Source organism: Caballeronia sp. INML1 (genome assembly GCF_023631085.1).
Lineage (GTDB): Bacteria > Pseudomonadota > Gammaproteobacteria > Burkholderiales > Burkholderiaceae > Caballeronia > Caballeronia turbans.
This window is the reverse complement of record NZ_JALQDT010000055.1, coordinates 141,901-162,982: the sequence shown is the minus strand read 5'-3', so window position 1 is coordinate 162,982 and position 21,082 is coordinate 141,901. Positions and strand designations below refer to the sequence as shown.

At 62.6% G+C, this 21,082-nt stretch carries 18 protein-coding genes; 6 read left to right on the top strand and 12 right to left on the bottom strand.

Annotated features, from left to right (window positions below):
• Positions 1-149: 149 nt before the first annotated feature.
• On the top strand, positions 150-590 hold the full coding sequence (locus tag NCR38_RS20795; RefSeq protein WP_061120443.1) for a PaaI family thioesterase: 441 nt from the start codon (positions 150-152) through the stop codon (positions 588-590).
• 77 nt (positions 591-667) lie between these two features.
• Here the strand turns inward: NCR38_RS20795 and NCR38_RS20790 are convergent, their stop codons facing one another.
• Genes NCR38_RS20790 through NCR38_RS20750 form a run of 9 tightly spaced genes read right to left on the bottom strand, consistent with a single transcriptional unit; the run spans position 668 to position 9,403 of the window.
• Positions 668-1,516, bottom strand: a complete 849-nt coding sequence (locus NCR38_RS20790) for an ureidoglycolate lyase (RefSeq protein WP_061120442.1) — start codon at positions 1,514-1,516, stop codon at positions 668-670.
• A gap of 42 nt (positions 1,517-1,558) precedes the next feature.
• Positions 1,559-2,302, bottom strand: a complete 744-nt coding sequence (locus NCR38_RS20785; protein WP_061120441.1) for an SDR family oxidoreductase — start codon at positions 2,300-2,302, stop codon at positions 1,559-1,561.
• Positions 2,303-2,354: 52 nt separating this feature from the next.
• Positions 2,355-3,191: an amidohydrolase gene (locus NCR38_RS20780; RefSeq protein WP_250477540.1), complete on the bottom strand. Its 837-nt coding sequence runs from the start codon at positions 3,189-3,191 to the stop codon at positions 2,355-2,357.
• Positions 3,188-4,234: an aldo/keto reductase gene (locus NCR38_RS20775; protein WP_250477539.1), complete on the bottom strand. Its 1,047-nt coding sequence runs from the start codon at positions 4,232-4,234 to the stop codon at positions 3,188-3,190. The genes NCR38_RS20780 and NCR38_RS20775 overlap by 4 nt, the downstream gene beginning before the upstream one ends.
• Positions 4,235-4,256: 22 nt before the next feature.
• Positions 4,257-5,549, bottom strand: a complete 1,293-nt coding sequence (locus tag NCR38_RS20770) for a UxaA family hydrolase (protein WP_061120438.1) — start codon at positions 5,547-5,549, stop codon at positions 4,257-4,259.
• 9 nt (positions 5,550-5,558) lie between these two features.
• Positions 5,559-5,876: a UxaA family hydrolase gene (locus NCR38_RS20765; RefSeq protein ID WP_061120437.1), complete on the bottom strand. Its 318-nt coding sequence runs from the start codon at positions 5,874-5,876 to the stop codon at positions 5,559-5,561.
• 11 nt (positions 5,877-5,887) lie between these two features.
• Entirely contained in the window at positions 5,888-6,910 is a 1,023-nt protein-coding gene (locus tag NCR38_RS20760) for an ABC transporter permease (RefSeq protein WP_250477538.1), read from the bottom strand.
• Positions 6,900-8,405 (bottom strand): sugar ABC transporter ATP-binding protein, encoded by a 1,506-nt coding sequence (locus tag NCR38_RS20755; protein ID WP_061120436.1) that lies wholly within the window; start codon positions 8,403-8,405, stop codon positions 6,900-6,902. Before NCR38_RS20755 ends, NCR38_RS20760 begins: the two co-directional genes overlap by 11 nt.
• The gene (locus NCR38_RS20750; protein ID WP_061120435.1) at positions 8,402-9,403 is read right to left on the bottom strand and encodes a sugar ABC transporter substrate-binding protein; all 1,002 of its coding nucleotides are present in this window, start codon (positions 9,401-9,403) and stop codon (positions 8,402-8,404) included. The genes NCR38_RS20755 and NCR38_RS20750 overlap by 4 nt, the downstream gene beginning before the upstream one ends.
• A 220-nt stretch (positions 9,404-9,623) precedes the next feature.
• Between NCR38_RS20750 and NCR38_RS20745 the strand changes: the two genes are divergently transcribed.
• Together NCR38_RS20745 and NCR38_RS20740 are read left to right on the top strand one after the other, a co-directional pair.
• Positions 9,624-10,400 carry an IclR family transcriptional regulator gene (locus NCR38_RS20745; RefSeq protein ID WP_061120434.1) on the top strand — a complete coding sequence of 259 codons (777 nt, stop codon included), beginning with the start codon at positions 9,624-9,626 and terminating at the stop codon, positions 10,398-10,400.
• Positions 10,401-10,491: 91 nt separating this feature from the next.
• On the top strand, positions 10,492-11,037 hold the full coding sequence (locus tag NCR38_RS20740; protein ID WP_250477537.1) for a hypothetical protein: 546 nt from the start codon (positions 10,492-10,494) through the stop codon (positions 11,035-11,037).
• Here NCR38_RS20740 and NCR38_RS20735 read toward each other — a convergent pair.
• A complete protein-coding gene (locus tag NCR38_RS20735; protein WP_061120432.1) occupies positions 11,034-13,460 on the bottom strand; it encodes a GNAT family N-acetyltransferase in 2,427 nt (808 codons plus the stop codon). The two genes, NCR38_RS20740 and NCR38_RS20735, sit on opposite strands and share 4 nt — an antisense overlap.
• Positions 13,461-13,740: 280 nt before the next feature.
• Between NCR38_RS20735 and parA the strand changes: the two genes are divergently transcribed.
• Together parA and NCR38_RS20725 are read left to right on the top strand one after the other, a co-directional pair.
• Entirely contained in the window at positions 13,741-14,403 is a 663-nt protein-coding gene (gene parA / locus NCR38_RS20730; RefSeq protein ID WP_250477536.1) for a ParA family partition ATPase, read from the top strand.
• Positions 14,404-14,427: 24 nt separating this feature from the next.
• Positions 14,428-15,492 (top strand): ParB/RepB/Spo0J family partition protein, encoded by a 1,065-nt coding sequence (locus NCR38_RS20725; protein ID WP_061120430.1) that lies wholly within the window; start codon positions 14,428-14,430, stop codon positions 15,490-15,492.
• A gap of 107 nt (positions 15,493-15,599) precedes the next feature.
• On the opposite strand, the gene NCR38_RS20720 is transcribed toward NCR38_RS20725, so the two are convergent.
• Positions 15,600-16,955 (bottom strand): replication initiation protein, encoded by a 1,356-nt coding sequence (locus NCR38_RS20720; RefSeq protein ID WP_061120429.1) that lies wholly within the window; start codon positions 16,953-16,955, stop codon positions 15,600-15,602.
• A 1,721-nt stretch (positions 16,956-18,676) separates the two neighbouring features.
• Here NCR38_RS20720 and NCR38_RS20715 point away from each other — a divergent pair.
• A complete protein-coding gene (locus tag NCR38_RS20715; RefSeq protein ID WP_061120481.1) occupies positions 18,677-19,876 on the top strand; it encodes a DNA-binding protein in 1,200 nt (399 codons plus the stop codon).
• A gap of 24 nt (positions 19,877-19,900) precedes the next feature.
• On the opposite strand, the gene NCR38_RS20710 is transcribed toward NCR38_RS20715, so the two are convergent.
• A complete protein-coding gene (locus NCR38_RS20710; RefSeq protein ID WP_061120428.1) occupies positions 19,901-20,941 on the bottom strand; it encodes a tyrosine-type recombinase/integrase in 1,041 nt (346 codons plus the stop codon).
• Positions 20,942-21,082 lie beyond the last annotated feature (141 nt).

The following is a 21,082-nucleotide window of genomic DNA, read 5'->3' as shown; positions in this document are numbered from 1 at the left end:
TCGCGCCGCTTTCGCGACTGCATCGGCGGGACGCGTCTGCGAGCCGAAACGCACCATTGCACAATTTTTGCCTGACTTCCTTGCAGTGCGCGCGAACGCTTCCTATTGTCTTTGCAGGACGGCACCGAACCCACCCAAGGAGTGTCCGAATGGCCGAAATAGTCGATATCGCGCGCGGTGCGCTGAATGCGCAACCGTTCAGCGCCTTGCTCGGAACCAAGCTGATGCAGGTCGATTCAGCGAGTCTCACGCTGTGCCTGACGATCAGGGACGAGCTCAGGCAACAACACGGCTTCGTGCACGGAGGGGTGGTCAGTTATCTCGTCGACAACGCACTGACCTTCGCGGGCGCGCTGCGGCTCGGGCCGAAGGTCGTCACCGGCGAATACAAGATCAACTATCTGCGGCCGGCCGTCTCCGGCACGCTGATGGCGCGTGCCCGCGTCGTCCATGCCGGGATGACGCAGGCCACCTGCCAGTGCGACGTGTTCGTCACCGATGGCGGCGCCGAGCGGCTCGTCGCGGTCGCGCAGGGCACGATCACGCGCATCGGCGAAAGCGTCTCCGCCGAGCCGGTTTATCACGCCTGAACCTTCAATCTCAATCTCCGTCCTTCAAAGCAAAAAACCTCGCCGCGGCGAGGTTTTTTGTTGGCTGCGCGTGCGCGTCACTGCGCCGCGACGGTCTTCTGCGTCTGCTCGCCGAGGCCCTGAATGCCCAGACGCATCGTCTGGCCGGCCTTCAGATACACCGCTTCCGGCTTCACGCCCATGCCGACGCCCGGCGGCGTGCCCGTCGAAATGACATCGCCCGGCTGCAGGCTCATCACCTTCGACAGATACGCGACGAGTTGCGCGACCGTGAAGACCATTGTCTTCGTGTTGCCGTTCTGATAGCGCTTGCCGTCGACCTCGAGCCACAGATCGAGCTTCTGCGGATCGGCGACTTCGTCCTTCGTGACGAGCCACGGGCCGATCGGGCCGAATGTGTCGAAGCCCTTGCCCTTGTCCCACTGCGTGCCGTGCTCGAGTTGCCATTCGCGCTCGGAGACGTCGTTGATGACGCAGTAGCCCGCGACGTAATCGAGCGCGTTCGCTTCGTCGACGTACTTCGCTTCCTTGCCGATCACCACGCCCAGCTCGACTTCCCAGTCGGTCTTGACCGAGTTGCGCGGAATTTCCACGTCGTCGTTCGGACCGCTGATCGCGCTCGTCCACTTGTTGAAGATGACCGGCTCGGTCGGCACGGGCAGATTCGATTCGGCGGCGTGATCCGCATAGTTGAGCCCGATGCACACGAACTTGCCGATGCGCCCGACACACGGCCCGATGCGCGGATTGCCGTCGACTGCGGGCAGCGACGCGATATCGGCCGCGCGCAGTTTCGCCAGGCCCGCTTCGGTCAGCGTCGCGCCGGCGATGTCATCGACGACCTTCGACAGGTCGCGAATCTTGCCCTCGGCGTCCAGCAAACCCGGTTTTTCCTGACCCTTGGGGCCGTAACGAAGCAGTTTCATCTGGTTTGATCCTTCTGGTTCGGAAAAAGAATGAGGGGCCGGTCAGTTCGACCAGCCGCCATCGATGACATGAATCTGGCCCGTCGTGAACGACGATTCGTCCGATCCAAGATAAAGCGCAAGTGCCGCGATTTCTTCGGCACGGCCGACGCGCCCCATCGGCTGGCGCGCGACGAACGCCGCATGGACCTGATCGACGCTCGCGCCCTGCGCCTTCGCCTGCTCCGCGATGCGGTCCTTCAGCGACGGCGATTCCACCGTGCCGGGACAGATCGCATTGCAGCGGATGCCACGCGTGACGAAATCGGCGGCGACGGACTTCGTCAGCCCGATCACGGCCGCCTTCGACGCACCATACACGAAGCGGTTGGGCACGCCCTTCACGCTCGACGCCGCCGACGACATGTTGATGATCGAGCCGCCGCCCTTTTCCAGCATCTTCGGCAGGAACGCGCGAATCGTCCGATACATCGCCCTGGCGTTCAGGTCGAAGGCGAAGTCCCAGTCTTCCTCGCTCGCTTCGAGAATCGATCCAGCGTGCACGTAGCCCGCGCAGTTGAAAAGCACGTCGATCGCGCCGATTTCATCGGCCAGCGCGTTGATCGCCTGCGGGTCGCGCACGTCGAGCGTGCGCACGTCGAAAGGCTTTCCTTCGAGCGATCCCGTGCGGATATCCGTGGCGATCACGCGCGCGCCCTCTGCCGCGAAAAGCTCGGCCGTCGCGAGCCCGATGCCTTGTCCCGCCGCCGTGATCAGCGCCGTCTTGCCTGCCAGTCTTTGTACCATCCACTACTCCAGTCGAAAGTGTTTTTGAGACATGCCGGGTATATCAGCCGTTTCAGAGACGGTAGAACGCGCGAGCGTTCGCGCCGAAAATCGCGGCTTGCTCGGCTTTTTCGAGATGTGACGTGAGGTTTTGGGCCGTGCTGTGCCATGCAGTGTAACTGCCATTCATGTCGAGCACGGGCCAGTCGCTGCCCCACATCAGGCGCTCGGGACCGAAATGCCGGAGAAGATGTGCGACGTAGGGCTTCAATGTTTCGTCGGTCCAGTTTTCGCCGGATTCGGTCGCCAGGCCCGAGAGCTTGCAATGAAGTCTTTGCCGCAACGCGGCGAGTTGCGCGATGCCGTCGGCCCAGGGTTGCCAGCCGGATGCGAGACCATCGCGGATCGGCGGTTTGGCGCCGTGATCGACCACGATGCGCAAGGTCGGATATCGCTCCACGAATTCGATCAACGAGGGCACATGCCGCGCGAAGATCAACGCATCGAAGGCCAGATCGAGGTCGATGAGACGGCCGATCGCGTCCTCGCGCGGCGCGTGTGCGATCCACGTATCGTCGGGCAAGTCCTGCAGCATCGGGCGCACGCCCTTGAACTTCGGCTCTTGCGCGAATTCGTCGATGAACTTCGCTGCATCGGGCGAATCGAGCGGAACCCAGCCGACGACGCCCGCGATCGACTCTTCATTGCGCGCGAGTTCGAGCAAATAGCGCGTTTCGTCGAGCGTCGGCGCGGCCTGAACGACGACCGTTCGTTGAACGCCGACCGACTCGCGAAGCGGCGCGAGATCGTCCGGACCGAATACGCGATAGAGCGGCTTCATGTCCGGCGTGAGCCATCCGTAGTCGCCGCGCGATGGATCCCAGTAATGCTGATGTGCGTCGACATTCATCGCGGCACCGGCGCGTTCGCGTGCAGCAGACCTTCGGCGCGCAACGCGTCCCATAGCGCGGACGGAACCGGCGTCGCGAACGATGCCGCGTTTTCGCGCACTTCATCCGGCGTGCGCGCCCCCATCAGCACCGTGGCGACGACTTTATGCGCATAAGGAAACTGGATGGCCGCGGTCGCCAGCGCAACGCCATGCGCACGGCATACGCGCTCCAGCTTGCCGACACGCTCGACAATGTCCTTGGGCGCATCGCCGTAATTGAACTTGAGATCGCCGTGCGCGTTGGCATCGAGACCGCGCGCGAGAATGCCCGAATTGAACGCGCCACCGAGCAGGATGCTCACGCCGCGTTTTTCGCACTCGGGCAGAAGATCGTCGAGCGTGTTTTGTTCAAGCAGCGTGTAGCGGCCCGCGAGCAATGCGCAGTCGATATCGAATTCGGCCATCGCTTCCATTACCGCCGCGCCTTCGTTCACGCCGAGGCCTACGGCTTTCACGCCGCGCGACTGCTTCAACTCTTCGAGCGCGCGAAAACCGCCTTCATCGGTAAGCTGCTTCCAGTAATGCGCGTTCTTCTCGCCATGCGTAACGCGGCCGATGTCGTGAATCAGCACGATGTCGATATCGACCATGCCGAGCCGCATCTGGCTGTCTTCGAACGAGCGGACGATGCCGTCGTAGGTGTAGTCGTAGATCGCTTCGAAGGGCAGCGGCGCGGCCCAGCCTTCGCTGCCGTCGTAGGCTGTCGTGCGCGGGACGAAGCGCCGGCCGACCTTGGTCGAGAGGACGAAGTCGCCGCGTGGATAACGCCGCAAGGCATCGCCCAGACGATGCTCCGCCTTCGTGTGACCGTAGTGCGGCGCGGTATCGAAGCAGCGGATGCCTGCTTCCCAGGCGGCATCGACGGTCGCGCGCGCCTCGTCTTCCGTCAGTTCGTGATACAGCCCGCCGAGCGGCGCGGTGCCGAGCGACAGCGCCGTGACTTCCAGCGCCGTGCGGCCGATTTTGCGCCGGCGCGAAACGGCCTGCGTGTCTCCTGTCATGTGCGACCCCCAGTCGATACGTTCAGTTTGAAACGCTCTCCACGGCGCGAGGCACCACAGTAACGCGTCCCGCGCCGCCGGGCAAACACGCGGGTCCGACCGGTTCGAAGGATTTGTAAGTCAGGATGAATTCCTGATGCCCGAGCGCTTCCGACTTCGACGCCGCACCCGCCGCGACCGCGACAGTGACATCGACGATTTCGCGCCCCACTTCGTCGAGCGTCGCGCGGCCTTCGAGGATGCGGCCGGCATCGACATCCATGTCGCCGGACAGGTTGCGATACGTCGACGGATTCGCGCAGACCTTGATGACCGGCGATATCGCCGAGCCGACCACCGAGCCGCGCCCGGTCGTGAAGAGGATGACGTGACAACCGCACGCGATCAGCTCGCCGATCTCCGCGTTGTCGCTGATATTGGGAAAGCCGAAGCGCGGTTCGCCATCGGGGACGACATCGAGCAGATAGAGCCCGCTCGTCGGCGGCACATCGCCCGGCTTGATGATGCCGACGATCGGCGACGCGCCGCTCTTCGAATACGCGCCGAGCGATTTCTCTTCCTGCGTCGTCAGCCCGCCGTCCGCGTTGCCGACGGAGAACGAGCCGTGACCCATCGTCGTGTAATAGCGCGCGGCCTTCTGCACGCAATCCACGATGGCGTCGCCGAGTTCGGGCCGCGCCGCCCGCCGCTTCATATGGAATTCGCAGCCGACGAGCTCGCCCGTTTCCTCGAAGACGCACGACGCGCCCGCGTCAATGAACGCATCGAATGCGCGGCCCACCGCAGGATTCGCCGTGATGCCGCTCGTGCCGTCCGAACCGCCGCATATCGTGCCGACGATCAGTTCGTCGAGCGCCATCGGCACCTTCCGTTGCGCCGCGAGCGTCGCACGCGCCTCGCGCACCCAGTCGAGCCCGTTCTGGATCGTGCTGCGCGTGCCGCCTTTTTCCTGGATCGTCAGCACGGCGGCGGGGCGGCCGCTCGCGCGCACGACATCGGCGAGATAGTGCTTGTTCATGCTCTCGCAACCGAGCGACACGAACAGCACTGCGCCGACGTTCGGGTGCGTGCAGATGCGCTCCAGCATCTTTTCGGCGTAGCTGTTCGGGTAGCAGCCCGGAAAGCCGATCAGATGCACGGGCGACCCGGCCTGCGGGTCGAAGGAATCGAAGTCATCGAACGATGGACGGAAGTGCGCGACGATCTCACGCGCGACGTGATGCGCGCACTCGACGAGATACGCCACCGCGACGACATTGCGGATGCCCTTCCTGCCATCCGCGCGCAGATAGCCTTGCAGTGCTGGACTGTTCATGAGTGTTCTTTAGTGCTGTACGTAGGCGTGCCCGGCATCGTGCGTGTACGTCGGGATGTAGTCGCTTTCCAGATTGTGCGTATGCAGATGCTCGCCGCATGCGACATCCGCATTCACATGACCGATGATCGCGCCGTAGCGCAGTACCTTCTCGTCCTTCGACAGCGCCCGCCGCGCGACCTTGTGCGCAAGCTCGATGGTCGTCGCGAGCGTGACGGACTCGCCTTCGATCATCAACGTTTCGCCTGCGGGCAAGCGCGCGGCGGCGATCAGGCAGTTGTCTTCCGGGCTCAGCAGGATGAGGCGCGGGTCGGTTGTCTTTTGCATCGTTCGATATCTCAAGTTTGCGTGTCGCCACCCGCGATTCGCGCCACCATCAGCGAGCCGAGAATGATCGCGCCGTAGATCGCCTGAATCCAGAACGAAGGAACTTGCGCAAGTGTCAGGAGGTTTTGCACGACGCCCAACAGCAAAACGCCTGACAGCGCGCCGAGCATCGTGCCCTTGCCGCCATCGAGCGAGATGCCGCCGATCACCGCCGCGGCGAATACCGTGAAGATCATGCCGTTGCCCTGATTCGCATTGATCGCGCCGACATAGCCCGTGACGACCAGACCGCCGATCGATGCGAGCACACTGCCCAGAATGAACACGCCCCACGTGATGCGCTCGACACGAATGCCCGCCGCACGCGCCGCTTCCGGATTGCCGCCGATGGCATACAGCGCGCGCCCGAGCCGGTGATAGCGCAGCATGAACGCGGCCGCCGCGAACGCCGCCGCCGCGAGCCACACGGAAATCGGCAGGCCGAGCACGAGCGTCGTTGCGAGCGTGAAGAACGACGGCGGCATGTCGAAGAGCGTGCCGCCCTTCGTCGCGCCGACGAGCATCCCGCGCAGCACGATCAGCATCGCAAGGGTGACGATGAACGCGTTCAGGCGCAGCCGCACGACCAGAAAGCCGTTGACGAAGCCGATCAGCGCGCCCACGACCACGATCGCCGCGAGACCCGCCGCAACCGGCCACTCGAGACCGAAGCCCGCCGACGCCGCGGGCATCACGAGCATCGCGCCGACGGCGGGCGCGATGCCGACCGTCGACTCGAGCGATAAATCGAACTTGCCCGTCAGCACGATCAGCGATTCGGCGAGCACGACGAGCGCGAGCGCTGCCGACGCGCCGAGGATGCTGATCAGATTCGCCTGCGTCAGAAAGCTCGGGCTGACGAACGCGCCGATCGCGAGCAGCAACGCGAGCGCGGGCAGCAGCGCGAGATCGCGGAACCGCGCGAGCTCGATGCGCGGGCGCTGGCGTTGCATCGGCACGCCGGCCATCGCGGGACTGGAAACGTCATGCTTCATGGAGACTCACTCCTTCGACGGATGCGATGAGTTCATGGTCCTGCCATCCGGCAGGAAATTCGGCCGCGATCGCGCCACGGAACATCACGAGGACGCGGTCGCAGGTGCGCAGGTCGTCGAGTTCGCCGGAGACGACGAGCACCGCCTTGCCTTCCTCGCGCACGCGTTCGACGACGCCGAGCAGCGCTTCCTTCGATTTCACGTCGACGCCCGCGGTCGGATCGATGAGCACGAGCACGTCCGGATCGGTCGCGAGCGCGCGCGCCATCACCACCTTTTGCTGATTGCCCCCGGACAGGCCGGACACGACATGCTCCGGCCCTTGCGTCTTGATACCGAGCGCCGCGATCATGCGGCGCCCGAACGCGTTCTTCTTCGCCGGCGACGCGATGCCGAAGCGCCCGAGCGTGCGCGCGATCGTCATCGACGCGTTCTCCGCGACGGACTGGGTGAGCACGAGACCCTCGCGATGCCGGTCCTTCGGCACGCAGCCGACGCCGTTCGCCAATGCATCGGGCACGTCGCCGGGCGTGAGCGCGCGGCCGTCGACCGCAATCGTGCCGCTGCGCTGCGCCTTCAATCCGGCGATGGCTTCCGCAACGCTCGTGCGACCGCTCGTCGTCGCGCCCGTCAGTCCGATGACTTCGCCGCGTCGCACGTCGAAGCTGACGTCGTCGTAGTCATCTCCGCACAGGCGGGACACGGCAAGCGCGATCGATGCGTCCGCGGGCAAAGGCGCGCGCGCCGCCGCATCGGCGACGGCGAGACCGCCTTGTTCGCCCGTCATCGCTTCGATCAGCTTGTCGCGCGGCAGCGCCGAAACCGGTGCGCTGACGATATGCCGCGCATCGCGCAATACGGTCACCGCCTGACAGATTTCGTACACCTCCTGCAAGTGATGGGAAATGAACAGGAAAGTGACACCTTCTGTCTGCAACTCTTCGATACGCCTGAAGAGACGCTTGATCTCGTCGCCGTCCAGTTGTGCAGTCGGCTCGTCGAGGATGATGAAGCGCGCGCCATACGACAGCGCCCGCGCGATCTCGACCAGTTGCCGCGCCTCGACGGTCAGGTCGCCTGCGCGCGCGTCTTCGCGCACGTCGATCTTCCAGTGATCGAGCAATGCGCGCGCGTCGCGACGCATCGTGCGCCAGTCGATCACGCCGCCGCGCCGATGCTGGCGATTGATGAACAGGTTCTCGGCGACCGACAAGTCGCGAATGATCGTCGAATGCTGGTAGACGCACGCGACGCGCTCGCGCCATCCGTCGCGGTCCGCAAGGGGCGGCGCAGGCTCGCCGCCGAAGCGGATCTCGCCGGCGTCGGGACGGCGCAGGCCTGTGATCATCGAGACGAGCGTCGACTTGCCCGCGCCGTTGCGCCCGACGAGCGCATGCGACTCGCCGGGCAAAACGCGCATGGTGACGTCCGACAGCGCCGCCGTCGAACCGTAACGCTTGGTCAGCCCAAGCGCTTCCACCACGGGCGCGCTCATTTGATGCTGTTGCCCCAGAGGGACTTGTCGTCGACGTTGGCTTTCGTCACGAGCGGCGCGGGCAACTGATCTTCCAGAATGCCGGGCGCGCGCTGGACGATCGTGCTGCCGTGATCCGTCGGGCCGGGCTTGAAGGTCTGTCCGGCGAGTGCCGCCTTGATATAGAAGAGGCCGTACTTCGCGTACAGATCGGCGGGCTGCGAGATGGTCGCGTCGATTTCGCCGCGGCGGATCGCATCGTATTCCTGCGGGATGCCGTCGTTGCTCACGATCACAATGTGTTTCGGATCGCCCGCCTTGACGAGCAGTTGCTTGCGGCGCAGCGTCTGGAGCGTCGGCGACAGATAGACGCCGCCTGCCTGCATGTAGATCGCCTTCACGTCGGGATTCGCAGTCAGCAGGCTGTCGAGCGCGGTCGCGGCGGCGTCGCCTTTCCATGCTGCCGGAATCTCCAGAAGACTCAGCGACGGATATTTCTTGAGGCACTCGCGAAATGCCTCGGACCGGTCGCGGCCGTTCACCGATGCCAGATCACCCATGATCTGCACGACCTTGCCCGACTTCACGTGCTCGCCGATGTACTCGCACGACTTCGTGCCGTACGCGCGGTTGTCGGCGCGCACGACCATCGCGACCTTGCCCTGGGTCGGCGCAACGTCCACCGCGACGACCGGCACGCTCTTCGCAGACGACGCATCGAGCGCCCGGCTGATCGCCGCCGAATCCAGCGGTCCGACGACAATGCCCTTCGCGCCGAGATTCAGCAGGCTGTTCATGTCGGTGATCTGCTGCGCGGGGTCGCCGTTCGAATTGACGGGCGCGAGGATGTCTAGGCCCATTTCTTTCGCATATTTCGGCAGGTAGTTGTTGTACGACTGCCAGAACGGCGATGTCAGCAGCGGCAGGCCGAGGCCGACCTTGCCGCTCTCGGTGGCGTGCGCGAGGCCGATGGTGCCCGCCGCCGCAATGGCGACGGCGAGTGTCTTCGTGATTCTCATGCGTCTGTCTCCTGATTTGTGCGGTTCTTCGTGACTGCTACGTGGGGCTTCGGAAACTGCCGGTGCATCTATTCATCAGTGAACGTATTATTCATATACGCACAAATTGAAGTCAAGGACGATGCGCGGCGAAACCGGTCGGTAATTTCCCTAGCCGGTATTCGCCGACTGACAGAAGGCTTAAACTCGGCGCGAATTCATGAACCGACCCAGACTGCCCATGGACGTGGAAGACAACGACGCCGACCGCTATCGCGCGCCCGCTCTCGACAAGGGGCTCGATATCCTCGAATTGCTTTCGGAGCAGAAGTCGGGACTGACGCGTGCGGAAATCACGAAAATGCTCGGGCGCAACGCGAGCGAGATGTATCGGATGCTGGAGCGGCTCGTCGCGCGGCAGTACGTCGTGCGCTCGCCCGAAGGCGATCGCTATTCGCTGAGCCTCAAGCTCTATGCGCTCGCGCATCGGCATCCGCCGATGAACCGCCTGATCGCCGAAGCGTTGCCGGTGATGCAGCGATTCGCCGACTCGGCCGAGCAGTCGGTGCATCTCGCCGTCTACGATCGCGGCAATCTGCTCGTCATCGCGCAAGTGGATGGACCCGGCACCTGGGGCATTTCGGTGCGGCTCGGCTCGCGCGTCGGTTTGATCGACACCGGCTCGGGCCGCGTGATGCTCGCTTTTCAGACCGAGGAGCAGCGCGAGCACATGCTTGCGGAGCACACCAAGGTCAAAGGCGAGCTCGCGCTGGATCGCGCGGTGCTCGACGCCGATTACCGGCGGATTTGCGAACTCGGCTACTCGAAGAAGGACAGTCAGCAGACCTTCGGCGTGACGGACGTGACGTTTCCGCTGCTCGGGCCATCCGGCCAGGCGATCGCCGCCCTCACCTGCCCGTATATGCGACGTATCGACGAATACGTGGCGCCGTCGATCGAAGACGTCACGGCATTGTTGAAAGACGCCGCGGCATCGCTTTCGATGATGCACGACTGACTGGCGCGCTCGACGCGTTAGAATGGCGGCCCTCTCAAAAAGCCGGCGCGCCGCGATCGCGTGCGGCCGTGTTCAATTCAACGCATTCCCGATGGCGAAACTCCTCTCCGACACCGAATTCCTCCGATTCACCGAGCTTCAGCAAAAGCAGGCGAACTTCACGATCACGTCCGACGAAGCCGATGAGCTCCGCGAAATCGTCGCCCGTGCGCAGAAAACGCGCGACGATCGCGCGGCCGCGATGCAGGCGATAGAAACGTATATCGCGCAGTTCGACATCACGCCCGACGAGCTTTTCCCGGCCGAGCAGATCGGCGATGCGGCGCGCACCTTCGGCCTGATTCCCGCCGCAAAGAAGGAGCGCACGCTGCCACCCCAGCTGACGCACAACGGCAAGCCATATCAGTGGACGTCACGCGCGCTGCCCGAGGACATCCGCGTGCCGCTTTTCGACGCGTTCCCATCGGGCCAATCGGTCAAGCCGTTCATCGCGACATTGAAGGACACGTCGCGTTGCGCATTGACAATCGCGCGACTCGAAAAGGAAACGGGAAGTACGTACGCCGAAGCATTGCTCGACGAGCTTTCGCTGTCGCGGGCCCAGATCGACGAAGCGCTCGCGAAACTGGCGGCCTAATCGGCGCGCGGCTGTGCTGGCGTATCGCACAGCCGCATCCTGAAGCCGACGACGGTCGGATCGTCGGTCTTCGTCAGCTCGAAGCCGCTATTGCGCGCGAGTGCGATCATGCCGGCGTTCTCGCGCAAGGCTTCGCCGACCAGCCAGCGCGTGCCGCGCTGTTTCACGTAGTCGATGATGCGCGACAGCAGCAGCGATCCCAATCCCTTCCCCTTCATATCCGAGCGTGCGGCGACGGCGAACTCGGCGGTCTCGTTGTCGGGATCGGCGATCGCGCGCGCGACGCCGAGCGTCTCGCCTGTCCCTTCGCCGTTCGCCCGCGTGACGATCAACGCCATCTCGCGGTCATAGTCAATCTGCGTCATGCGCGCGAGTTGCGAGTGATCGAAGCTGCGGACAGCGCCGAAGAAACGCAGACGCAAATCTTCGGCGGTATTGGCGGCGACGAAGGCCGCGTGCGCTTCTTCGTCTTCGGGGCGAATCGGCCGCACGGTGACGCGCATGCCGCGCCAGTCGAGCGTCTCTTCGAGGCAGCGCGGATACGGCACGATTGCAAGCGGCTTGCGATGCGCGCCAAGCGTGAGTTGCGGTTCGTGAACCGCGACCGAATCGCGCGTCACGCGCAAGGTGAGCCGCAGCGCGACGACTTCCTCGATATAACAAACGAGTTGCGACAACGCGGTCAGCGCATTGAGCAGCGTTTCGGCAGGGAGTTCGCGCGAGCGCGGCGAGCGCATGACGAGATCGCGTGCGAGCACGGGGTTGAGCGGCGGCAACGCGAACTCGTGAAGCGCGTCGGCAAGTCCAAGTGCGCCTTCGGCCTTGAACTCGAACACGGGACCGAACACGCGATGGTTGAGAAGCCGCGCCTGAATTTCGACGGCATCGCTCGTGAGCGAGTCGGGCGGCCCTGGCTTCACCGTAATGCCGAAGCGAGCGAACACGCGCGCCGCCCGCTCGCCATTCAGTTCGGTGATGCCGTTTTCGAGCGCGCTGCGGATTTCGCATTGCGCGGCATCGATATCTTCTGGGATATCGGCGGGGAGGCCGTCGGGCGTTTGCATCAACAACTCGCGGCCTTGCCGGAAATTGACAAGGCGCGCGAAGCCGCGAGCGAGCCGATGCGGCGTCGTGTGGACCGGAATGCCGTTCGCGTGCAGTTCGTCGCGCGTGGCCGAATCGACGCAGCCGAAAAAGCAGGCCAGCAATCCGCGATAGGCGTGACGCCGCTCGGCGATCAATGTGCGCGCGACGTCCGCGACGGGCGCGCTATGCGTCGGCGCATGCACGACGAACACGGTGCCGGTTTCGCGATGCGACGCGAGCGCCTCGAGCGCGGCGCCGAAATCGGCGGGCGTGGCATCGTCGCCCAGGAGAAGCGGGTTGCCCGCACGGGCGCGAGGCAGTGCGGCGGCCACGGCATCGCGGGCGGCGGCCGGCCAATGAGCGAGGTCATCGCCCGCGGCGCCGAACGCGTCCTGCGCGAGGGTAGCGACGCCGCGGTCGCTCGTGATGACGGTCGCGACATCGCTCGCCGCCACGCGTCCAATGCCGAGCGTTTCGATTTCGTCGAGCAGATCGTCGAGTGAATCGACGCGGACGAGTCCCGCGCGACGGAAGGCCGCCCCGTAAAGACGATCGAACGGATCGTCACGGCCGTTGCGAAGCACGAGCACGGGCTTATTTCGCGCGGCGGCGCGCGCGGCGGACATGAATTTGCGCGCCGACCGGACAGTTTCTATCGCGAGCAGGATTGCACGCGTCGATGCATCGCTCGCGAGGTAATCGAGGATGTCGCCGGAATCGACATCGGCTTCATCGCCAAGCGCGACGATGCGCGAGAAGCCGAGCCCACGTGCGCGCGCCCAGCCCAGCACGCCGTTTGTCAACGCGTTCGATCCGGAAACCCACGCAACGCCACCGGATTTCACACTGCATGCGGGCGCGCCGAGACACGCGCCGATCGCAGGCGTGACTACACCGAGACTTCCAGGCCCGATGATCCGCACGAGGAAAGGCCGCGCGGCTGCAAGGGTTCGACCGGTCCATTCATCCGCCTCGGCGGCGGACGATTGATGCTTGTCTTGCAATGACGACGAACCGCCACGTTGCTTTGCTTCGCCGACGATTACGACGGCCTTCGTTCCTCGTCGGCCCAGGCGCTCGACGAGCCCCGGCCATGTGTGCGGTCGAGTGCACAGCACGGCGACGTTCGGCGCTTCGGGCAACGCATCGACGTCCGCATACACGGTTTCGCCATCGAGCGACTTGTGCTTCGGGTTGACCGGCCACAGTGAACCTTTGAATCCGGCGCATTGGATACGCGCCCATACCATCTCGCCGACGCTCCCTGCACGCGACGAGGCCCCCACGATAGCGATCGACTTCGGCGCGAAAAGAATATCCAGATTGCGAACGGTCATGGCGGCTCCGGCACGAGCGGCAGTTGTGACAGCGCTTAGGATAGGCGATTTTGTTTTGGGGAGGATGACTGAGATCGAACGTCGCCGGGGCGGACTTTATGCGCATAAAGTCCGATGACCGTCTCACCGACTTGGCCGCGTCGGACCGGTCCCGCGCGCCGTACTTTATGCGCATAAACCTCGGCCGAATGGCTAACCGACCCGCTTTGTTGCTGTTTATCACTGGAAAAAAAACTACGCCAATGTAAAATTCAACGAACTTCAAAATCCGGAGCGAAATGTGGCGGCGGAAATCATAGCGATCACGCAGCAGAAGGGTGGCGTCGGCAAGAGCACGATTGCGATGCATCTCGGTGCGGCCTTTCACGAAAAAAAGAAGCGTGTGCTGGTGGTCGACGCGGATGGTCAGAACACCTTGGTACATTGGTCGAGCGCCGCATCGGACGGCGCAAGCGGAATTCCGTTTCCGGTCGTCAATCTCTCCGAAGCGGGAGGACAGATCCACCGCGAGATCAAGAAGTTCGTCAACGACTACGACATCATCGTCGTGGATTGCCCACCGTCGATCACCGAGAAAGTGTCCGGCGTCGTGCTGCTCGCGGCGAGCGTCGCCGTGATTCCGACTTCGTCGTCGCCTGCGGATTATTGGTCAAGCGTCGGTCTGGTTAAGCTCGTCCAACAAGCACAGGTGATGAACGAAGATCTGCGCGCTGTCTTCCTGCTCAACAAGACGGAAGAGAAGCGCATGCTCACACGCGAACTCAAAGTCGCGCTCGAAGAGCTCGGCTTTCCTTTGCTTAAAACCCAAATCCCCACGCGCGAGTGCTACAAGCAGGCGATGGCACTCGGTGTGACCGTCCTTCAAATGAGCGATCGCGGGTCGCGTCTCGCGGCAGCGGAGATCCGCGCCGTGGCGGACGAGATCCTCGCCATGCTGTCCTGACTTTATGCGCATAAAGGACCCTGAATGAAACCGTCTCAGTTTGCAAAGGGCTTCAAGGCTCGCCCCGATTCGACAAGCAGTGAGAAGCGCACGGCGCTCGATCGTCTCAATGCAATCGATGGCATCGTCGACATTCAGCACGTGGGGCAGGCTGCCGCGAATGGCCGATCGAGCGCTTTCGTCGCCGATGATCCCGCCGACGTGAATACCGGACCGGAGTCCGATGAATATCGCGCGTGGCGGCGCGCTAACCGTTATACGACGGGCCAAGTGATCGAACTGCCGCTCAAGTCAATCAAACCCAGTCCGTTCAATCCGCGCCATTTCTATCTCAAGACCTCGATTGCGGAATTGGCCGTCAATCTCGCGAAGCAGGGGCAACAGCAGGCGATTCACGTCATCCCTGACTACGAAAGCCCGGGAACGTTTTTCGTCAGCGATGGCGGTCGCCGCGTACGGGCGCTCAAAGAGGCGAACAAGGAAACGGTCAAGGCGGTGGTCGTCGACCTGCCGATTGGCATTCAGAGCTACAAGCTGGGTTACGACCTCAACGTTCAACGCGACTCACAAACCGTGTTCGACAACGCCGTAGTCTGGCGGCGCTTCCTCGACGAGCAGCACTTCCAGAGTCAGCGCGAACTGGCCGACCATCTCGGTCTGGATGAATCGACAATCGCCGTGGCGCTATCCATCGCGAAGCTTCCCGAGAACGTCATGCACGAGATGGTCGCGCGGCCGGACCGGTTCGGCTCGAACATGGCTTATCAGATCGCCCGCTATCATGCGGCGCGCGGCAGCGACGCGACGTTGCGGCTCATCAACAAGATCACGTCGGACGATCTGAGCACCCGCCAGGTCGCCGATATCGTCAAAGGTCGTGCGAGCGCTCAAGAAACACCGAAGACACCGAGCCGTCAGCGCTATGCGCAGCGTCTCGAGATCAAGCTGGATGGCGTCGCAGTCGGCGATCTGAAGTCATACGGTGAAGATCGTCTTGAACTGCGTTTGCGGGGCTTGTCGCGGGACAAGCGCGATGCGTTGCTGCATCAGATCGAGCTCATGCTTCAGCCTTCCGACGCCGAAAAGTAACGCAGTGAATGGCCGCGGAACTGATTCTTCGGCGGCCGTTCTTGTCTCACGATTCATTCTGAAAGTATTGCAGCGGCGCCTGCGGCATCACTGTGCATGCGAAGCGGTCAGCGCGACTGACTCAGCGTAAATGCCAACAAGTCGCCATCCGTAGGCTCGCCCCATGTCTTTCGAGCCAACCAGTCGAAGAAGGATGTCTCCGCGAGCTTGGAATCCAGTCCGCGCTTGCGCCAATCGTCGCGCATATGCGTGCCCAGCCCCGGAAGCACATCCTCCTCGAAAGACTGGCGCGCGATCTCCCGTTCTTCCTCACCTTGCTCGTCGTACAGCACGCGCGCTTCCTTGCGGCGGTAGGCCGAAAACTCGCTCAGCAAGCGGGCCTTGAGATCGTCGGCGGCAGAAGCGGTCGCTGGCGTGCGCACCGCCGTACCGCTCGTTGCGGGGGGCAGTGCCTCTACAGGCGGCGCATAGCCCTTCTTGAGCGCGTCCTTAAAAAGAGCCGCTGCGCTGCGAACCGGCGGTAGGGTTGTGCTGCGCATGCGCTGCTCCGTCATCTGGAGCGCCGCGCGGATGCGGTTTTCCTCGCTGTCTGCGTAAAGTGTCTGCGCGTCTTTCAATGGAATGCCAATCTTTACCATCCGATCAACGAGCGTACTGTCGAACACGTTCGGATGTTCGTCGAGCGCCAGCATCGGCTGCTTGCGCTCGGTGACGCGGAACTGAATTTCAGCGACCCGCCGCCCTTCACGATGTTCGACCAACTCGACGAAGATGTTGGTTACCGCATTCACCTCGGCAATCGCGGGGCGCAGATAATCGCGCTTGAAGTATTTGTATTCGCGCTTGGCTTCGTCGCCGGCTTCGGTGTCGGGCGTACCGGAAAGGATCGGCCGCCACCACTCCCACGTTTCGCGCATCGTCAGATGACTGGGATTGGTCAAGTAGCGAACACAGATTTCGTAGAGTGCAAGGCCAGCGCTGCTGCGCAGTTGGCTTTGGAACTGCAGGCTTAGTCGCGCATACTGGACGGGATCCAGCAGCTTCTTTTTGATTTTGGGCGCGAAAGAGAATTCGACCCATACGCGACGTGTTGTCGGATCTTCGAGAATTTCCGCATCGGCGATCAGCGTCGAAATGCCCCATTTCCGACCGGGCTTCTGGCTCGACGTGCCGGTACTCCACTCGACCTGCACCGACACCATGCGACGCAAATGCTCTTTGACAAGTGCGGTATCGTTCGAGTCGAACGCAGAGTTCGCGACGATATCCGATAACAGCGCGCGATACGTGTCGCCAGCGTCGTCAGCCTGCTGAGCGACTGCGAGGAGCACATTGAAGAGCTTTCGGGTGAGCAGCGTGATCTTGCCGCTCTTCGGTTGAATCGCAATAGCCTCGACCGCCTTGCGCAATTCCGCCGAGCTCGGGCTGACTACGTCGGTCTTCTTTGCGCGCTTGGTGGCCATGAGATGGTCAGGATCGATATTGCGAGCAAGGATACCCATCGGGGTGAACCGCGTCTATAGGGGCGACTTCACCATAGAGGGGTGAGGTTGGTCCGAATCATTCGACTCACTGCGGTGCGCTCCTGTAAACGCTCACCGCTCACCAATCGGGTTCATCTCATATAAGCACTGCCCGCACGGGTAAACGAAATGCGGGGATTTCTGGAAGTGCCCGCAACGTCCGAACGCAGGTCCCGAAAACACTCACCTGCGATTTTTTTGGCGCATTATGAGGTGTGGTACGCGAGAGACATTCCGGCACTTGAACATGAACTAGCACGCGATTGTGACGGTTGAGGTGCAAATCCAGCGCTAACGCTCTTCACTCTGCGTCCAGCCCAGCAAGACGTCCCGAAAACTCTCACCTTCGAGTCGGGTGGACCGGACGTTATATGTACGCCGAGGCCCTATCCCGGCGTCCGCACAACGGAATAACCTCCCGTAAATGCTCACCGACTGAGTCTTGAAGCGCGCGCAAGAACCAAAAAGCACGGCCTCGGGCTCCTGCAAAGGCTCACCTTTGCGAGTCGCCGTCGGAAAAACGCGCCTTTTTGGGCACCTATCTCGCTTTCACTGCGTGGCTATGCGGACACCGGCTCCCGCAAAGCCTCACCTTTTGACGCTGTGCTACAGAAAACTAGCGGTACCAGCCGCTCCCGAATTTGCTCACCATCCCTCATCACAACCACGCGGGCCTCGGCCTATCTATCTGATTTCACGGGAGTTACGACATCAGGACGAAGCGGCGGCGCTCGCTCTCCATCCAACTCGACAAAGTGACATCCCGGATTTCCTCACCATAAACTGGGTACTTTTCCTACAGAACGTTCGCCAGTACTACGCTGTCTCTTCCCGAAAATGCTCACCTTACATCGTCGAGCCTGAAAGTTTCGGTCGCGAGGGGCAGTCTTGCGGCTCAACACCCCCGGCCGCCAGTCCATTACTCCCGAAAAAGCTCACTCTTCGATCAAAACTACACCAGGGAGCAGCGCAATGTTGCACATTCGCCCGAAAAGACTCACCTTCGTTCCCGAACCTTTCCTGTAAACGCTCACCTGTCGGGAATTATTACTTCATACATGTAGTTAACACCCCATCTAGCCGCCTCCCGAGAATCCTCACCTTTCCCCAATTGCTGGGCATGAGAGGATTCACGTATAGCAACGCCGACAGGGTATTAGTCTCCCGAATACGCTCACCTAGATGTTTACCACGCTCCCTGAATCCCCTCACGATCCCTCCCGCAGGTGCTCACTGACTGTCCCGAAGCCCGTCACCGATCCCTCCCGAATAGCTTCACCATAGTTCCCGTACAATCTCACCCGATCAACCGCAAAGCCTTATGGGATAAGGCTTTACCGCGGCGTTAACAGGGTTAACAAGGTTCAAGGGTGTTTACTTCTAATACTCTCAAGCGCCACTGAGTCTCTTTCGCTAGCTGCGATACAAAACGCGTGAAACATCGCCCGGAAAACGCATATATCGTAAATCCCTTGCTAAATCATAGGCTTGTAGCCACAATCTCAGGATGTTTCACGAATAACCTCGACGACGCCGGCTCGAATGCTTAAAACGGCAGGAAGCGGTCTGACAGGGACATTGGTGCAGATCAACAAACCATTTTCATAACGTTCAACACGTAAAACGTTATGATCGTTATGTTGAACGGCTTATTCTCGGACATGAATCAGCACACCCGCGACATCTTGCGTCAGGAAATCGAAGCGATGCGTACCGCAGGCGCCCGACGGCAAGATCTTTCTCAGCACGCGTGCAAGCGGCTTTTCTTCGACCTCGGCATACGACCTTCAGTCACCACCGTCCGCGAACTCACACAGACGGGCAGCGCGAGCGACATTCCCAAAGATATCGAAGCCTTTTGGGCGGGCCTGCGCACGGCGCTGCGCGTGCGCATCGACGCCGGCGCGATGCCGGAGGTGTTGCAGCAACGCGCAGGCGAACTGCTGGCGGCGCTCTATGACGAGGCTCAAAAACTCGCACTCGCAGCTCTCGACGACGACAAAGCTCGTCTCAACGCGGCCGTCCAGGCCGCGCAGGCGCAGGTTCGGGATGCCAACATTCGTCGCGAGGCGATCGAGCAGGCCCATCAGCGTGCGGAGGCACGCGCCGAAGCCAACGCTGCACAGATCGCCGCCCTGGAAGCCGAACTGAAGGCGCTGCGCAATGAGGGATCGGGCGCTCAGGCCGGTCTACGCGAGGTCATCGCGCGTTGGGAAAAGGAAAACGAGACCCTGGCGGCGCGCCTGCAGCAGGAGCAAGAGTCGGCTGCGCGGCTTCGCGACCGGGTCGACGAACTGCAAGCCGAATTGCGCCAGAACACCGAGCACTACGCCCAGCAGATCAAGGACGCAATCAAGGAAGCTGAACGACGCGTTCACCCGATGCTGGTCGAGCTCGACTCCTTGCGCGGCATGGCAGCTACTTATCAGGCAGGCGCGCGCGAAGCAGGCCAGAAGGAATTTGATTTCATTCAACAACTTAGCGCTGCAAGAAGTCGCGCGGATCGGCTCGAATCGCAAGTGCGGGCGCAGTCCGACGAAATCGATGCGCTCGTTCGAGAGCGCGACGCTCAGCGTGTCCAGTCCGGGGCCAGCGCTGAAGTCGGTGCGTTGATTGCGTCGCTGGCGGCCGAGGGTCGCCTGAGTTCCGTCGAAATCGCCAGACTGGGTACGCAAGTGGATGCGCACGTCGTGGCGCCCCCCGCCTGTCCGGCGTGCGAAACGGGCGAACCGGAACTTCAGCGCCACGAAGACGAATACGAACTCTCCTGCCCGAACTGCGAGCGGACATCGGGTGCAGCGTCATCCAAGCTCGCGGCTGTCGACGGCTTTATCCGCTCGGCGCGTGTCAGCGCATCGTGAGAGCCGTCTCGCGGGCGTATCGGGTCAAAGGTGAGGGTTTTCGGGATCGTCGACGGCTGTGTGTAAATCCCCGCCGGGCGTTCCGCTAACGCGCGCCTGAGCGAGATCCCGCTCCCGTATTTGCTCACCCATCCAATCCTGCCATGCACGGAGCAGCCGATGCACGGAGATCGTCTGCTGAAATCCGAGCCATTGCCCGACGCGTTCGGGGTCCGTTCCGTCTTCGAAGTGTTCCGCCGCGTACGTGTTGCGCAGCGTCTGCGGACTCGCTCGCGCGACGCGTGATGCGGCGATGCCGGACGCGGCCACGACAGCGTCGATCGCGCGCAGCATAGTCGCCTTGTGCATGTGGCGGCCGGACGACGCGGCCGGAAACAGCAGCTCGCCCGCTAGATCTGCCGTCTTGCGCTCGCTGATCCAGTTGTCGAGCAATTCGACCGCGAACGGCGCAAGCCGCGCTTGCCGGATCAACAGCGGGTTCGACGCATCGACGGTGATATACGGCGCGCCCGCCGCGTAGCAGTCGACGGTCAATTGCGCCGCTTCGCCCGTTTTCACGCCTCCGCCCAGAAACACGGCGACCAGCGCCCGGTCGCGTCGCTCGCGCCAGCGCTGCCCGGCCGGCATCGCGCCCATAGGCGAAAACAGATGCGCGACGAGCAGCGCCCGCTCGTCGTGAGTGAGAAACCCGGTCGGCTCGTTGTCGCGCGCTTTGCGCCATGCCGCGTTGCCGTCCTGAGCGATGAATCGCGCCGGATTCGTCGCCGCCGATTCCACCTCGCGCACATGATCCAGCACGCGCTCGATCAGCCTCAGATAGCGCATGCGTTGCGGACGTCGGATGTCCAGCTGCGCGACGAACTGCTCGATCACGGGACGTTGCACCGTATGCAGCGTCGCGCGCTTCGCGGCCAGCCACTCGAGAAAGTTGCCCCACTGCGCGCGATACACATCCGCCGATGACGCCCGGAACGACTGCTGGGCGAGCCATGCATCGAAAGCGGCGTGCGGATCGGCCTGCCAGTCGGCGCGCTGTTGGTCAAAAAGATCGGGAGTGTTCGGCATAGTGTTCGGAAGGCGCGTTGCGCACTGTGTTGCACTGCGCACAGGGTCGGGCTTCACGCGCGGAACGTCAAGCAGAGGTGTTCGCAAAAGTGTCGAACACTGTCTTGCCGCCGGTGCGTTTGGTCACTACTGTCGTCGATA